This window comes from Sporosarcina sp. P20a, from assembly GCF_002743175.1.
In the GTDB taxonomy this organism is placed as follows: Bacteria; Bacillota; Bacilli; order Bacillales_A; family Planococcaceae; genus Sporosarcina.
The window spans coordinates 24,822-40,948 of sequence record NZ_PDYT01000002.1 but is presented as its reverse complement, the minus strand read 5'-3'; the positions used below and the strand labels follow the sequence as shown (position 1 = coordinate 40,948).

Below are 16,127 nucleotides of genomic sequence, written 5' to 3'. Positions count from 1 at the left end.
AAGGCGAGAAAAAATACTCAATATGAAAACAAATGAATGTCTGAATCCTTCCCAAGCACTCTATATAAGCACTTTTCTGAGGTAATATCTAGCTATCGCAGTGGCTAGATGTTATCTTATTTTTTATGGTCTGTAAAAGTTATGGAGGAAGGTTCGATAGATGGAGGATTCAATTCAAGAAAAGATAAAAAGGAAAGAGTTAAAAGTCGCGCCAATCATGACAGTGCTATTGATTGGCGGGTTTATCGGATTGTTTAGCGAAACCGCATTAAATATGACGATGAATGACTTGATAAAGGAATTCGCTATTTCTGCCTCTACAGCGCAGTGGTTAACTACAGGGTATTTACTCGTGCTCGGTATTATCATTCCTGTTTCAGGATTACTAATAAAACGTGTTCCAACAAGGAATCTTTTTATAACGAGTATGAGTTTTTCTATCGTGGGTGTACTTATTGCAGCGGTTTCCCCGAGTTTCACGATATTGTTAACAGGACGAATTATTCAAGCGATTGGTACGGGTTTATTAGTGCCATTGTTATTCCATACAGTTCTTATTCTCTTTCCACCATGGAAAAGAGGGACTGCAATGGGTTTAGTGGGCCTTGTGATGATGTTTGCGCCTGCTATTGGTCCGATATCTGCCGGATTGATTATTGATTATTTCAATTGGCATATGATATTTTGGATGATTGCACCGATCCTTGTTTTCGCATTGATATTTGGTATCATTTACTTGCCGAATTTATCCGCTGTTCAGAAGCAAAAGATTGATGTGTTATCCATTATTCTATCTACCATTGGTTTTGGCGGTATTGTCTTTGGATTTAGCTATGCGGGCGAAAGTGAAGGATGGTCAAGCCCGATTGTGATTATAGCGTTTGTAACTGGCTTGACCGCTCTCGTTATATATGGTTTTCGTCAATTATCTATTGAAGAACCGATGCTTCATTTGGAAGTGTTTAAGCATCCAATGTTTACGTTAGGCATCATCATTACGTTGTTTGCTAATCTCATTATATTCTCTTCCAATATTTTATTGCCTTTATTTATGCAAGCAGGGCTTGGTTTATCTGCTTCGAAAGCAGGTCTGTTACTGTTGCCAGGTGGTATTTTTAACGGGATTATGTCGATGGTCAGTGGTCGAATTTTTGATCGATATGGTCCGCGCGGCTTAGTAATTGGTGGATTTGCAATGAGTACAGTAGCTGCACTATTTTTTGCTACGATTTCATCGACGACTAGTTTTTATTTAATTATCATCTTCTTTATGTTATTAATGATGAGCATGTCGATGGTGACGACGCCATCTCAAACAAATGGGATTAACTCGCTACAGCTAAACCGTTACCCGGATGGTACGGCAATCGTTAACTCTGCAATCCAAACGTCTGGAGCAATAGGTACAGCGATTGGTATTACTATATTAAACACGTCACAAAATACATTTTTACGAAATATCAGCGACCCCATTACAGCTGCTCATCAAGCGGAAGCCGTCATTTCAGGTGTACAAAATGCATTTTTATTTGCGACCGTTATATCAATTCTTGGTTTCATCTGTTCATTATTTATTAAGCGAGTCAAATTGTATAATAGCTGATCAGCTGATTTCGTCATATACTTTCCACTTAATTTAAAGGTTTCTGTTAATTCTTATAATAAATTCTCGATACCTATTTCATTCAATACTTTTATATGCTACAATACATATTATATTAGTATGAATTAAAAGGGGATGGGTGTTATGTCAACAACAAACAATACGTTAGTAAAGATTGCGGCTACAGCGAAGTGGGATGAAGGGGTTCGCTCTACACATACGATCCGGGACTTTGAAGGATTTCCGATGGATGAGCCTGTTCATTTAGGCGGAACAGATACTGGTGCAAATCCACTCGAGTTTATCGCGGCAGCACTAAATGGCTGTAAAGCAGTGATGATTCCACTAATTGCGAACGAACAAGGCTTTGCTTTTACAGCTATTAATTTTGATACAACGGGTATCGTAGATTCTCGAGGTTTGATGGGCGAAGAAGGTGTGAAAACGCATTTCCAAAAAGTACGTTTTGTTTGTGAAATCACTACGAATGAATCAGATGCAGCGATCGAGCAATTGAAAGCAGAAGTAGAAAGAAGATGTCCGGTATATAATCTATTTGCCGATGCAGGGATTCCTGTTGAGTCGAAATGGATAAAGAAATAATGATGCAAAATTAAAACCGCGTGAAACCAAGTTTGCAACTTGATTTCACACGGTTTTTTATTTAACTACTATTTAAAGAGTCATATTTTTATCGTTCGCAAGCAAATCCGTCTTTATCGCGATCCATTTTAGATTGATAAGCGGGATGACTGCTTGGTACACCGTTAGGATAGGTCTTCCTTAGTTCTGTACAATTTTGAAAAAATTCCGTGCTTTGAACTGGTTGTGATGGTTTAGCTGCAGGTGCTGGAGCAACTGGTTGTTCTGTTATTAAAGAGTTGGGTGCTGGTTCTGCAGGTTTCTCTTTTACTGCCTGCGCGTTAAAGCCTGTGTCCGTAGCATAATCTTCAACTGACCAAATACCCAACTTCTTTTCTTTCGCTATCGCTTGTGTCTTCTCATACGGATCCACGTATCGAGTATTAGGAGGATAGATGTATGCCACGCGGGCTAACCCTTCACTCAACAAGATTTTTTGAACATTTTTTCCGTCTATATAAATATAGGCAAGTAAACGGTTGTATTTATCAAAGCGCTCTCCGACATCGAATTCAATTTCCAGCGTACCGCTCTCGATTAGCTCTTTATTTCTAGCTTTGGCTTCATCCCCAAACGGTTGCTTACCTAGTCTAGGATGATTAGTTTCAGGCGTGTCGATCAACAAGTATCGAACGTTTTGCTCCTTGTCGTTATATATAATCTTAATCGTATCACCGTCTATAACTTTCACTAATTCTACAGGGATTCTCGCTGTCGTACCGCTTGTCTCTGTGGAGTCTTTTAGTTTTTCAGGAGTTACTTTTGAAGAATGGTTTTTTGAAGGCATGACGACTGGAACGGATTTTTCTTCAACATCTTTAGATATTTTCTTTTCAGGTTTTTCTATTTCTTCTACAGACTCTTTTTCAGGTGCTTTCTTCTTCGTTTCAACAGGTTCATCCGTAGGTGTCTGTTCTACTGAATCAGCTTTCTCTTTCTCTGGCTCTATATCATCTGGTGAAATGACTACAGCTACCATGAACATCGCAATACCTACTAAAGCGAGAATGCCAAACTTTCTCTTCGACTTTTTAAAGATTGCTTTAATAAGGAAGCCGACAGTCCCAATCAAAATAAATAGAAAACCAAATAACGCAAAAAACACAAACATACTATCACTCTCAATTCACTTTAATTACTTAACACTTGCTTCCAATAGTGAGATTATCATATTTTTAAAGAAAGATATACACAACTAAATACGTAGTGCGATTAGATCACAACTGATCACGTTAGAAAACGTACTTTCATTTATGTAAACGCGAACTTACGTAAGGAAGTCTGCACCACTTGAATACTGCATCGGAATTAGATGGAGATACACAGAAATAGAAATGATGTTCGCACGCTCATAGATACATAACCATTGGAATAAAATCCATTCGTCAGCAAAAAAAGCAAACAATAACTAGTTTTGTTTGCTATTAATAACGCTAGTATACTTCAGCGAAAAGTTTCAATAGATTTAGTCATAAAATTTGAAAATTTCTATTGCGAAAACTCACTCTATATCGTTTAATGAATTGATTGCAAAAAATGAAAAGGACTGTGATATATGAAAAAGATGGTGAGTTACTTAACGTTGTCCATGCTCGTTGCAACGTCGCTCGTTGCATGTACGCCTAAACAAGATACTTCCAATGATAAGAAAGAGCCTGTGGAGGATGTAAAGACCGTTCCACTATCAGATGAAAAGGACAAGTACTTGTCTGAAGTAGATGTAGAATATGCTTTTGAATTCGCTAAAGGAATGGAAGAATATAAAACCAATGAGAAACTGGGCTATCGTACTGCAGGATCAGAAGCGGAACGAAAGACTGGGGAGAAAATTGGAGAAGAAATGAAGGAAATCGGATTGACCGAAGTGACGAAAGATGCATTTACGGTAGATAGTTGGGAGTTTGAGAAAGCCGATTTAACCTTCACAGATACTACTGGTAAAGAACATCTCGCGGTGCTAGGTGGGTATCAAGTGAACTTTGACACGAACGGTGTGAAAGATCTTGAGATAGTCTATGCAGGAAAAGGAACTGCGGAAGATTTAGAAGGGTTGGATATCGAAGGGAAACTTGTGTTAATCGACATTAATCAACGTGAAGAATGGTGGATTAATTATCCTACGTATCAAGCCCATGTGAAAGGTGCAGCGGCGGTCATTGCGGTGCAAGAAGCTGGTTATGCCGAAGTTGATCCCGATGCGTTGAATGCACAGGATATTTGTGGACCGGACGATGCACCTGCTTTCTCGATGTCTCAGACCGATGCAGGTGAACTGAAGAAGGCACTTGAAGTAAGTGAAAATGACACACTTACCGTTAAATTTGATGCTAAGTCTACAGTGAAGATGGATCAAGAAGCATATAATTATTACGGGAAAATTGTCGGAAAAGATCCGGATTCCTATATCCTATTATCTGGCCATTACGATTCGTATTTCGCCGGGTTCCAAGATGACAATGCAGCAATCGGTTTGATGCTAGGAATCGCTAAAGGCATGATTGACAGCGGCTACCAACCAGAAAAGACTTTGATCTTCAATGCGATTGCAGCGGAAGAATGGGGTAAGTCGAATACTCGATACGACTGGTCGACAGGTGCTTACAATCAAATCTTCAATATTCATCCCGAGTGGGTCGGAAAGACGTTTGCGAATATGAACTTCGAACTTCCAGCATTTGAACATACGACACAAGATGAAATTCGCTCGACTTACGAGTTAAATAACTACTTGACGGAGTTCGCAAAAGAAGTGCCGCCATTATCCGATGTGTACAAAGATGGAATTTCAGTCGTTTCTCCACTACGTACATGGTCAGATGACTTTTCATTCAGTATTGCCGGTGTGCCAGCGCTGCGGAATGATTTCCAAGATAGTGAATTTATGCACTCTCATTATCATTCTCAATTCGACAGTGAAGAGGCGTTCAATGCAGAGGCGCTGAAATTCCATTTAAATATTTATGGATTATTGACCATTCACTACGATCAAACTGCGATTGTGCCTTTAGACTTTACGACACGTTTGCAAGCAATGAAAGATTTGATCGACGCCGATGCATTTAAACAGGCATCTGTTGCTTCGGGCGATTTGATGAAAGAGATCGATCACGCCATGTCCAGTGCAGAACAAGTGAATACAAAAGTCGCTGACGTGAATAAAAAGTATGCCGAAGCACTCAAAAAAGAGGATGCAGATGGAGCGAAGAAGCTGTACGAGGAAAGTCGTAAGTTGAATAGCGACTTGTTGGCTGCTTATAAATACGCGGAAGACCAATTCGTGCGATTGACGTGGGAAGATGAACCAATTTTCCCTCATGAACATGCGCAAAATAACGTGAAAAACTTAGCTGCTTCCATTGTGGCATTAAAGACAGGTGATATCGCCACACCACTGGACGAGTACTTATACGCAATTGACAACAACTGGTATGCGTATGACTTCGATCAGGAAGTATTCAACTACTTCACGGACTATGTCATAAAAGCACCGAAAGAGCAGCTTATGTGGGGGGCTGGACGAATCGTCGATCATGAAGACCTATTCGACACGATCAAGTCTTTGAAAGCAAAGAAGGAACAAAAGAAGCCAGATTTGTCAGTAGAAATCACTACTCTGACAGATGCGCTCGGCAGACAGAAAGAGCTATTGCAACAAACCGTAACAGAAGAAACAGCTAGCGTGAAAAAACTAGGTGAGCTGTTGAGTGAACTGAAATAACAAGCCGCTTGACATAGAATTAGTGCATTAGAAGCATCGCATATTGCGGTGCTTTTTTTGTTATGTTTCGTTGATTACCGCATCGCTAGCATTAATTCTATAGTCCATGCAATGCTTCATAAACCAACTCTCCTTGCCATAGGATATATTGCACAAAAATCGTCTAGGGGGATTGAAATGAATAAAGGAACCAATAACCAACCGACATATGACTATATCGTGGTTGGAACGGGGCCAGCAGGTGCTGCCGTTGCAAGAAAGCTAACCGATGATCACCAAAATTCTATGTTAGTTTTAGAGGCAGGAGATAATAACAGTAAGGAACAGCCAATTAGAGATTCTTTGTTTGCGCCACCTTTTATTCTCACTGACGACTTTTTCCCGCAATACTTCTGGCAAGGGAAAAGTGTCGCGCAGAAAAATGTCGAAAATAGAACATTTGATTGGACAGGAGGGCGAACTTTGGGAGGTGGATCCTCCATTAACAATAACCAATATGTAAGACCGTCGCAGGTAAATATGAAACGATGGGAAAATCTTTTAGGTCCGCTTTGGTCACCTGAACAAGAAACGTATCAATTTTCGAAACTAGAAAATTACAATGGCCAAACTCAAAATCCGAATGCTAGAGGATATAACGGACAGTTGGATATTAGACAGGCTCCTGCTAATCCAACTAGTATGACTGAAAAATTGGTGACAGCAATGGAAAGGGCCACGGGTTTCACTAGAATTTTAGACTATAATGATCCCAATACACCACTAGGCCCCTTTACAAGATGGCAACTATACCAGACTCCCTATGGTCAACGAGAAAGTGCTGATACCGCTTTTCTTTCACCGGATGTTATGAATGAAAATGGTGAAGGGGTAAACGGAAGACGGTTATTAGTATCTTATAATTCAACGGTACAGCGTGTGATATTTGATAATGAAAAGCGAGCAATCGGTGTGGAATTTCTTAAAAACGGAAAATGTTATTCCGCATATGCTAGCAAAAAAATCATTGTATCGGCGGGAATGAATAGCCCTCAGTTATTAATGCTTTCTGGAATCGGACCAGCTGATACACTGAATAAAGCCGGCATTCCCGTTGTTCATCATAATGCGAATGTGGGGAAGGACATGACTACCCACCCGGTGAATACAGCGATGTTCACAACGAATTCAACCGATAAAGCACTTCCGGAGGAGGATCCATTTGCGCTTTATACAGGTGGAGCCTTCCTGCCAGATCCAACTCCTGGTGCTGACCCCAACCGACGTGGCGTCCAGCTAATTGGCCAAATCGGGACTGGCGGAACGCTAAGTATCGTCTTGATTTTATTGGAACCCAAAAGCCAAGGAACTGTCAGAATCCAAAACGCGGATCCATTAAAGATTGTACTTGCTGATGTAGAGTTTTTGAATAATCGTTCTGATTTAGAAACTATAAAAAATGTTTATAAGGTATATATCAAAAATATTGCAGAAGAACTATCGAAAATTGATTCACATTACCAACTCGTTACACCTACACTGGAAACGATGCAGGATGACAGCAAACTTGAAGCGTTCATTAAGGAAAACTTAGCTCCAACACACCATATACAAGGCACACTAAGAATGGCCCCAAATGAAGAAAGTGGTGTTGTGAATGCTACGGGAGAAGTATTCGGTGTGAAAGATTTGATTGTTGCAGATGATTCCATTGCACCGTTTGTTTCGGACGGCAATACATCGGCGCCAGCCTTCTTCATTGGCGCAAACATTGCAGATCAATTAGTAAAGCAGGATGAAGGGAATGCGTAAAGATAACTCTTTCATTCAAATGGAAATCATATCCTATAGAATGTCACCTTATGTAATGTAACAATATCGGACGAGTTGGTGTAATGAAAATAAATTGTAAAAGAAGTATCCGTGCAAAAGAACTTATGTGATTGTGTAACAGTCATGAAAGTTCATGCGCGGATATTTTTTATTTTCTATTCAGAAACAAAATCATTGCAATTACTCAATAGATCGCTTAGGATTAAATCGTACACAACATAAAAATGAAAAGAGGAATTTTACATGAAACCACTATACGAAACGACGATTATTAACACAGGCGGACGCGATGGCTCTGTTTATTCACCCGATAATATATTCAATCTAGATGTAGCGAAACCTGTAGCACTTGGCGGTGTTGTGTCTGGCGCATCGAATCCTGAACAATTGTTTGCGGCTGGATATAGCGCATGTTTCAACAGTGCACTCGAAATTCAGTTAGATAAAGGCAAAATAGAGTATGCTAGTAGTGAAGTCATCGCAACTGTGGCACTTTATCCAGATAAAACGGATGGCGGTGTCAAACTAGGTGCGAAACTTGAAGTGACAATTGAGGGTGTCGATCAAGCAACGGCAGAAGAATATGCAAAGAAGGCACATAATTACTGCCCGTATTCTAAAGCACTTAATGGAAATGTAGAAGTTGAAATCACAGTAAAATAAGAGGAGGTATTCAAATGGTATCCGTTTACGATTTTGAAGTAAAAAAACCGAATGGCGAGATATTGTCTTTGAAAGAGTATGAAGGGAAACCTTTAGTCATCGTCAACACAGCGAGTAAATGCGGCTTTGCTCCACAGTTCGGTGGTTTACAATCGCTATATGAACAATATAAAGAAGATGGCTTGATGGTAATTGGCTTCCCTTGCGATCAATTCAATGATCAGGAATTTGATAATATTGATGAAACAACTGAATTTTGTCAGCTAAATTATGGTGTTTCATTCCCGATGATGGGGAAAGTTCATGTAAATGGCGATGAAGCAGATCCGTTATTTAATCACCTCACAACAGAAAAAAGCGGGCTGCTGTCGAAGAAAGTCAAATGGAACTTCACGAAGTTCCTAGTAGATCGCGACGGACAAGTCGTGAAGCGATACGCACCCCAAACAGATCCCGCAAAACTTACAGAAGATGTGGAAAAGCTATTATGAAGAGAGACTTTTCGACACTGGACAAGCAGTTGTGTTTTGCTGTCTATGAAACGGCAGGAGAGTTTACTAAGCTATACGCTAATGTCTTGAAACCATTTGGACTTACGTATCCACAATACTTGGTGCTACTCGCGTTATGGGAGCAGGACGGAATCACGATGAAAGAGCTTGGCGAACAAGTCGGCCTAGGTACAGGGACGCTCACGCCGATGATTTCTCGTATGCAGGAAAAAGGTTGGCTACGCAAAGAACGTTCTATAAAAGACGAACGTAAAGTGTATGTCACGCTCGAAAAAAAGGCGCAAAACGAAAAAAATACGATTATAGAGCGAGTCAATGAAGAAATTCAATTGTGCAATATCGGCTTGTCGGAGTATGAAGAACTGATGGCGAGATTAAACGAATTGCACGGTAAATTGAAAGAGCGCACGAAGCTGTAAGCCGTATGAACTTGAAGTATACATTTCTTCGAAGAGTACCTGTACGAAAACAAACAGGCGTGTTTAACCATACCTATTTGTTTTCAGCACAGGTACTTTTTTAATTGCTTTAAGTAGTATATAATTAGGCATATAACTAATTAGGCAAACATCTAAATACTTGAAGTAAAAGGGGAAACTCGATTTGGACGATATTTTTAAAGCTTTAAACGATGAAACTAGAAGACAAATACTAACGCTACTCAGTGAAAAAGGATCTCTAACCGCCAGTGAAATACACGAAGAATTCGAGATGAGTAAGCCGAGCATTTCCAATCATTTAAACATTTTACGTAATGCAGGGCTTGTAACTTCGGAGAAAAAAGGGCAGTACATTCATTACACTCTCCACACAACGGTTCTGCAAGATCTTCTTGTATGGATGATTAAGTTGAATAAATAAAGTCATAAAGTGCTTTAGGAAATGTATCTATACATACTTCTAGTGTGCGTGGAGTTGTCCTATTGTAAAGGTGAGTACGTGGCTTTGAGTTAAGAGATACAGGTGCTTAACAAGGGAGATAGAGAACGGATAGTACGATGTTGAGACTACAAGGGAACCACTACAAGCTTCACATTTCCCAAAAGCAAACAAAATAACACTTTGTTTGCTTTTGGGAAAGTCTATAAAAATCCCCATGACTGAAACTAACGTGAATGTATATACATTGCTGAAAATCTCTTGCACAGATGTTTTTAAAATCAGCTATACATTTCAATCGCATCACGGACTACAGATTCTTTAATGTGATAATGTGTCGCTTGCCATGTTGCTTTTTGATCTTTTACGATTAACAATTGTGGCGATTCATGTCTAACGTTTAAGTCACTTTCAATCGCTTTTGAAATGGCTTGATCCGTTTGTACGACAATGACATAGAGTGGTAAATCCGTAACAAGCTTATGTAATTCTTTTTTTGCGGATAGGCTGCTGAAACATGTCAAACTCATTTTAAAGAGAAGAACGGATTGTTTTTCAGAACTATCTCTAACAGTACGCCATTCTTCTATAGTTTTTATGCGTTTCAATTTACGTCCTCCAGTTACTAGGTTTTATATAATGTATCTAGTGTAACTATATACCCCTGTCGGTATATAATCAAACGATTAATTGTAATCATCGTACCGCTACGATCAGAAGGGTCATTTCTCCACTTGGTGTTTGAACAGATACTTGGTCACCTATAGAATGTCCTAATAAGCTGTTGGCAAGTGGCGATTCATTCGAAATAGTCCCGTTCAGTAAATCAGCTTCTTCGACACCAACAATCGTATAGCTTTCTTTTTCACCATCCGGTAATTCAATGAATGTCACAGGTGCACCGAAAACGACAGTATCTGTTTCATGATCTGGTACGGAAGTGACTTCGGCATGTCGAAGTCTATCTAAGATAAATACAATACGTTCTTCAATTTGTGCTTGCGACTCTACTGCAGCTTCGTATTCAGAGTCCTCTCTAAAATCACAAAACTTGCGTGCGTTTTTAACGCGCTGTAATGCATCTTCGCGCTTCTTTGTTTGTAACTCGTCTAACTCTTTTACTAGAGCTTTTTTACCCATTTTGGTCATTAAGTATTTGTTAGGTTCCACGTAATTTAAGCTCCTTTCTTATAAAGTATCATGATGCGTTTATTTTTGAAATACCTTCCCTATATCTAGAGAACTCTATACAATTTTTTATGCAGTTGCAACTTAACTTGATTGGATTCGTTTACACTAGTAGTTAATTTGAAATTGAGGGGAAACATATACCAATTATTACTAACAGGAGGTTCAATGAAAACATTTATTGAGAAACATAAAATACTAGTATTATTCATGTTGGCTTATTGGGGCGTCTGTCTAGTCATGCTCTTTAAGAGTATGGACTTCCTTTATGCTGTGTTGTCTTGGAATGTGTTATTGGCCATATTACCGTTATTCTTCATTAATCAAGCGGTCACGACGATAGGGCAGAAGAAGATCAGTTGGACTGTTTTCTGGATACTACTTTGGCTATTTTTCTTCCCCAATTCTGTCTATCTTGTAACGGATTTTATTCATATAGCGAATGAAAAGTTCAGATGGGTGTCAAATGCAGGACCCTATGCGCCAGGTGGCGGTATAGTATACAGCCAGGACATTTTCATATGGACCAAGTTATTAGTAATTGCTATGGGCTTCTTTTATTCCATCGTAGTGGGTCTGGAGTCTGTGTATATTTTCGAACAGATTGTCAGAAAGAAGTATTCAAGGAAGATCGGCTACGCTAATATTTTAAGTATCGGTTTACTGACAGGAATCGGCGTTTATATTGGAAGGTTTTTACGTTTCAATAGTTGGGATGTTGTTTTCAATCCGCTTCAAGTGTTACAACAAGTAGCGCAAGTAGATCGATTTGCCATTCAATTTATTATCGCATTCTCTGGCTTTGTTTTATTCTGCTATATGCTGTATCGATCGTTTAAGGAAAAGTAAGAAGTGCACTTGTGCCGGCAATACACGTGGATGTTTAGCTATTCATGTGTATTGCAGACACAGGTGCTTTTTGATTCTAAAGGGGAATGAATGTTTAGTTCACTTTCAGCAAGGGAAATTACATGGATGAGACGAGTAGAAGAATGTACTTTTAAAAAAGGAGTTAGATAAAAATGGAACAGTTGAATATACAATTGATGCGATTGAATGATGGAACGAGCCTTCCTTCAATTGTTTTCGGAACGGTTAAAGTAAAAGGTGCGCAAGGTGTAGTCAGTACGTTAACAGCGATTGAAGCAGGATACAGACTGATAGACACATCAACGAATTATAATAATGAAGGAATGGTAGGAGAAGCGGTTCGGCGGTCATCTGTACCTAGAGAAGAACTGATGATCAGTTCCAAACTCCCCGGAGCTTCACATGATTACGAAAGAGCAATTCTGATGATTCAAGAGTCACTGTATCGTATCGGAATCGATTACTTTGATAAATACTTGATTCATTGGCCGCTTCCAAAACAAGATCAATACGTAGAAGCGTGGAAAGCTTTAGTCGATGCACAGAAATTCGGACTGATTAAGACGATTGGTGTTTCTAATTTCTTACCGGAACATCTAGAGCGTATCATTGAGGAAACAGGTGTAACGCCGGCGACCAATCAGATTGAACGCCATCCGTATTTTAACAATAACGAACTAGTAGAATACAATAAAAGCCGCGGTATCGTAACAGAAGCTTGGAGTCCTTTAGGGCGCGAATTAAACGACGTGTTAGAAAATGAAACGATTGTCTCGATAGCTAAAAAACACAATAAGCAACCAGCGCAAATTATTATTCGTTGGAACCTACAGAATGATATTTTAACGGTCGTAAAATCATCTAACTATGCCCATCAAAAAGCGAATCTTGATGTATTCGATTTTGAATTGTCCGAAGAAGATATAAGACAAATTGACTCTTTAGATAAAGGTGAAGCGGGAAGAGTAGAAGGACAGCACCCGAATGAATACGAAGAGTTTGATTAAACGTATCATTTTTTAGTATTAAGTTACATTCAGTTTAATGAATACATGTAATTATTTATTTACTTTATTGTGATTTGAATCCATATGTTAGTGTAATATCCAAACAGATTTTTATATATATATCAATGGCGGAGGTGATCTCAATGAAAATGAGCCACTTGCTAATTACGTTAATTTGTGTTGTTCTTGTTTTTATCCTAATAAGTAGTGTGCAAAACGAAATTACCTGGCCATTATTAATTCTATTGTTAGTAGCGGGATTTGTAATAAACTTTTTTATCTCTTTATTATCACGTAAGGAAAAATGAGATTTGTAATTAATTTTACATTTATTATGGTTATTGCTTAGAAGTAGGGGGAATGACTTGAATGTTATTTGAGAAAAATAAGTTCAGTATATTTACGATTATTACTTGTTTAGTGATGATGGTTAGTATTGTATGGACACCACAAAATACTCAGGCTGCTAGTTTACATGTGGATGAGGTAGCTAAGATTACTTCGGAATATCTTGTATTGAATGAAAATGATGGCACAGTGATCATCGAAAGAGAAGTAGAATTGGAATCTCGAATCGGTAAAGAATATTTTAATGAGTTAGTAAAAACCTTAGAAAAACTTAATGAAGTTTTAGCGCGTCCAGAAGGTGAGAAGTACAAAAAAGAAATAATCGAAGAAGCAAACTCGAATGTTGTGTCGATGGCTAAAATAAGTGGCTGTGGCGCTGCAACTCTTGCTGGTTTTGCACATACTGGAGCCTTTACTGGGCTTATGACAGTTGCAGGTGTTAGTGGTCCAGCAGGATGGGCTTTAGGTACTGTTGTTGGCGGGGTATGGCTAGCAGGGAGTGCGGCAGCTGGGTGTTTAAAATAATCTATAGATTAAATACTGAGATTAATACTCAAAAGCCCTCCAGCAATGGAGGGCTTTTGAGTGTAACTTACTTAGTAAAGGGGTACATTGAAAATGTCTGCGATTTCAGATCCTGTTATTATGATGAAAATGACTCACCAAGGTCCGCATTGTAAAGGGACGAGGTGGGTCATTTTTTATTGTACCAACTTCAAATTCAACTTTTAAAGGACAACGGCTAAAAGTATTTGTGTAATCGGGCGCGTGAATGGAAAACGATATTGAGTCACAATACCGATGAGTTTTTCAGGAAGCTAAAAGAGCACAAATCCTGTTCTTGAATAGCAGAACATGTATTAATAATGGACACTCTCGATCTTCAAGCATTTCATACACTTCCTATATGTTACGTTTTCTGTATATTCGTGTATGCACTGTGCTTGCAGGAGAGCCAACTGTTCTTCTAACTGATGAAGATTTCGGCGTTTTACAGAGATCTGATGAATTAACTGTTCGGTTGTCATAACTCCATTCACTCCTTATTAAAGATAGATTTCAGCACCGGATTTTTTAAATTCTTCAGCTTTCTCCTTCATGCCACTTTCCATTGCTAGCTTCTCTTCTAAACTGTTTTCATCAGCGTATTTTCTAATGTCGTGTGAAATTCGCATACTGCAAAATTTAGGTCCGCACATCGAACAGAAGTGGGCGATCTTGGCTCCTTCAGCCGGCAATGTTTCATCATGATATTCCATCGCGCGTTCAGGATCCAAACTTAAATTAAATTGATCTCGCCAACGGAATTCGAAACGGGCTTTTGATAATGCGTCGTCACGTTTGTGTGCATTCGGATGACCTTTAGCTAAATCAGCTGCATGGGCTGCAATTTTATACGTAATGACGCCTTCACGCACATCATCTTTATTCGGTAAACCAAGATGTTCTTTAGGAGTTACATAGCATAACATTGCCGTTCCGAACCAACCGATCATAGCTGCACCAATAGCAGATGTGATGTGGTCATAGGCAGGCGCAATATCTGTCGTTAAAGGACCGAGCGTATAGAAAGGTGCTTCTTGGCAAATCTCCATTTGCTTATCAACGTTTTCCTTAATCAAATGCATTGGCACATGTCCAGGACCTTCTACCATGACTTGCACATCATGTGTCCAAGCAATTTTCGTCAGTTCGCCAAGTGTTTCAAGTTCAGCGAATTGTGCCTCGTCATTGGCATCAGCAATTGAGCCGGGACGTAATCCATCTCCTAATGAAAACGCGATATCGTACTGTTTCATAATTTCACATATATCTTCAAAGTGTGTGTAGAGAAAACTTTCTTTATGATGCAACATACACCACTGAGCCATAATAGAACCACCCCGTGAGACAATTCCAGTCACACGATGAATCGTCATGGGAATATAACGCAGCAGAACACCCGCATGGATTGTAAAGTAGCTGACACCCTGCTCTGCCTGCTCGATCAATGTGTCGCGGAATACTTCCCATGAGAGATCCTCCACTTTGCCGTTTACTTTTTCCAACGCTTGATATAGTGGTACCGTTCCTACTGGGACAGGGGAGTTGCGGATGATCCATTCACGTGTTGTGTGAATGTTCTTTCCTGTTGACAAATCCATGATATTGTCTGCACCCCAACGTGTAGCCCATGTCATTTTTTCCACTTCTTCAGCAATCGATGAGGAGACCGCAGAATTACCGATATTCGCATTGATTTTCACATGGAATTTACTTCCGATAATCATCGGTTCCGCTTCTGGGTGGTTAATATTAGACGGAATAATTGCCCGTCCTATCGCTACTTCATCCCGTACAAGTTCAGGCGTTACATTTTCACGGATTGCAATGAACTCCATTTCAGGTGTAATGATTCCTTTGCGCGCATAATGCATTTGTGTAACATTCATACCGCTTTTTGCACGTAATGGCTTACGTTTCAACAATGGAAATTCTGCATCTTTTTGCATATTTTCTAGTGAACGATATCCATTATCCCGCGGCTTCACTTGCCTGCCTTCATACTCTTCCACGTCATTTCGTTCAATTATCCAGCTCTTCTTGATAATTGGAAGTCCTTTTTTGATATCCACTTGAAAACCAGCTTCCGTATATTTACCACTTGTATCATACACACGGAAAGGTTCATTCGCTATTTCACCTTGATCAGTTACAGTTGGTGATAGCTCAATTTCACGCATCGGTACGAGTATGTCTGGACGACTTCCTCGTACGTAAATCTTTCTACTGGCTGGAAAACATTCATGGATATGGATTTCTTCTTGCTTCTCTTGCATTTTGTCATCGTCTCCTTTTAAGGGGCGACATGACTCGATTTAAGTGATGGGAATCGGCAACAAAAA

Annotated in this window: 16 protein-coding genes; 12 read left to right on the top strand and 4 right to left on the bottom strand. The window is 39.4% G+C overall.

The window, feature by feature from the left end:
- Nucleotides 1-160: 160 nt before the first annotated feature.
- Complete coding sequence (locus CSV72_RS03640) at nucleotides 161-1,603, top strand: DHA2 family efflux MFS transporter permease subunit (protein WP_099677173.1); 1,443 nt, start codon at nucleotides 161-163, stop codon at nucleotides 1,601-1,603.
- A 144-nt stretch (nucleotides 1,604-1,747) separates the two neighbouring features.
- A complete protein-coding gene (locus tag CSV72_RS03635; protein WP_099677172.1) occupies nucleotides 1,748-2,206 on the top strand; it encodes an OsmC family protein in 459 nt (152 codons plus the stop codon).
- Nucleotides 2,207-2,294: 88 nt separating this feature from the next.
- Here CSV72_RS03635 and CSV72_RS03630 read toward each other — a convergent pair whose 3' ends face one another.
- Nucleotides 2,295-3,356 carry a thermonuclease family protein gene (locus CSV72_RS03630; protein WP_233191065.1) on the bottom strand — a complete coding sequence of 354 codons (1,062 nt, stop codon included), beginning with the start codon at nucleotides 3,354-3,356 and terminating at the stop codon, nucleotides 2,295-2,297.
- Nucleotides 3,357-3,800: 444 nt separating this feature from the next.
- Between CSV72_RS03630 and CSV72_RS03625 the strand changes: the two genes are divergently transcribed.
- The 6 genes from CSV72_RS03625 to CSV72_RS03600 all read left to right on the top strand — a co-directional run bounded on the left by CSV72_RS03625 (nucleotide 3,801) and on the right by CSV72_RS03600 (nucleotide 9,811).
- Nucleotides 3,801-5,963: a M28 family peptidase gene (locus CSV72_RS03625; protein WP_199170049.1), complete on the top strand. Its 2,163-nt coding sequence runs from the start codon at nucleotides 3,801-3,803 to the stop codon at nucleotides 5,961-5,963.
- A 177-nt stretch (nucleotides 5,964-6,140) separates the two neighbouring features.
- Complete coding sequence (locus CSV72_RS03620) at nucleotides 6,141-7,754, top strand: GMC family oxidoreductase (RefSeq protein WP_099677171.1); 1,614 nt, start codon at nucleotides 6,141-6,143, stop codon at nucleotides 7,752-7,754.
- Nucleotides 7,755-8,018: 264 nt separating this feature from the next.
- On the top strand, nucleotides 8,019-8,438 hold the full coding sequence (locus CSV72_RS03615; protein WP_099677170.1) for an organic hydroperoxide resistance protein: 420 nt from the start codon (nucleotides 8,019-8,021) through the stop codon (nucleotides 8,436-8,438).
- Between the two features lie 14 nt (nucleotides 8,439-8,452).
- On the top strand, nucleotides 8,453-8,929 hold the full coding sequence (locus tag CSV72_RS03610; protein ID WP_099677169.1) for a glutathione peroxidase: 477 nt from the start codon (nucleotides 8,453-8,455) through the stop codon (nucleotides 8,927-8,929).
- Nucleotides 8,926-9,369, top strand: a complete 444-nt coding sequence (locus CSV72_RS03605) for a MarR family winged helix-turn-helix transcriptional regulator (protein ID WP_099677168.1) — start codon at nucleotides 8,926-8,928, stop codon at nucleotides 9,367-9,369. The genes CSV72_RS03610 and CSV72_RS03605 overlap by 4 nt, the downstream gene beginning before the upstream one ends.
- A gap of 184 nt (nucleotides 9,370-9,553) precedes the next feature.
- Nucleotides 9,554-9,811, top strand: coding sequence for an autorepressor SdpR family transcription factor (locus tag CSV72_RS03600; RefSeq protein ID WP_029053893.1), 258 nt, complete (start codon nucleotides 9,554-9,556; stop codon nucleotides 9,809-9,811).
- A 299-nt stretch (nucleotides 9,812-10,110) separates the two neighbouring features.
- On the opposite strand, the gene ytxJ is transcribed toward CSV72_RS03600, so the two are convergent.
- Entirely contained in the window at nucleotides 10,111-10,437 is a 327-nt protein-coding gene (gene ytxJ, locus CSV72_RS03595; RefSeq protein ID WP_099677167.1) for a bacillithiol system redox-active protein YtxJ, read from the bottom strand.
- 88 nt (nucleotides 10,438-10,525) lie between these two features.
- A complete protein-coding gene (gene greA / locus CSV72_RS03590; RefSeq protein ID WP_233191064.1) occupies nucleotides 10,526-10,999 on the bottom strand; it encodes a transcription elongation factor GreA in 474 nt (157 codons plus the stop codon).
- Between the two features lie 186 nt (nucleotides 11,000-11,185).
- On the opposite strand from greA, the gene CSV72_RS03585 reads away from it, so the two are divergent.
- The 4 genes from CSV72_RS03585 (at nucleotide 11,186) to CSV72_RS17115 (ending at nucleotide 14,272) form a co-directional block, all read left to right on the top strand.
- Nucleotides 11,186-11,866, top strand: coding sequence for a DUF1361 domain-containing protein (locus CSV72_RS03585; RefSeq protein ID WP_099677166.1), 681 nt, complete (start codon nucleotides 11,186-11,188; stop codon nucleotides 11,864-11,866).
- Nucleotides 11,867-12,039: 173 nt separating this feature from the next.
- Nucleotides 12,040-12,894: an aldo/keto reductase gene (locus CSV72_RS03580; RefSeq protein ID WP_199170048.1), complete on the top strand. Its 855-nt coding sequence runs from the start codon at nucleotides 12,040-12,042 to the stop codon at nucleotides 12,892-12,894.
- A 369-nt stretch (nucleotides 12,895-13,263) separates the two neighbouring features.
- Nucleotides 13,264-13,767, top strand: a complete 504-nt coding sequence (locus tag CSV72_RS03575) for a hypothetical protein (RefSeq protein WP_099677165.1) — start codon at nucleotides 13,264-13,266, stop codon at nucleotides 13,765-13,767.
- Nucleotides 13,768-14,149: 382 nt separating this feature from the next.
- Nucleotides 14,150-14,272 carry a hypothetical protein gene (locus CSV72_RS17115; RefSeq protein ID WP_255407580.1) on the top strand — a complete coding sequence of 41 codons (123 nt, stop codon included), beginning with the start codon at nucleotides 14,150-14,152 and terminating at the stop codon, nucleotides 14,270-14,272.
- A 16-nt stretch (nucleotides 14,273-14,288) separates the two neighbouring features.
- Here the strand turns inward: CSV72_RS17115 and thiC are convergent, their stop codons facing one another.
- On the bottom strand, nucleotides 14,289-16,061 hold the full coding sequence (thiC, locus tag CSV72_RS03570; protein WP_099677164.1) for a phosphomethylpyrimidine synthase ThiC: 1,773 nt from the start codon (nucleotides 16,059-16,061) through the stop codon (nucleotides 14,289-14,291).
- Between the last annotated feature and the right edge of the window lie 66 nt (nucleotides 16,062-16,127).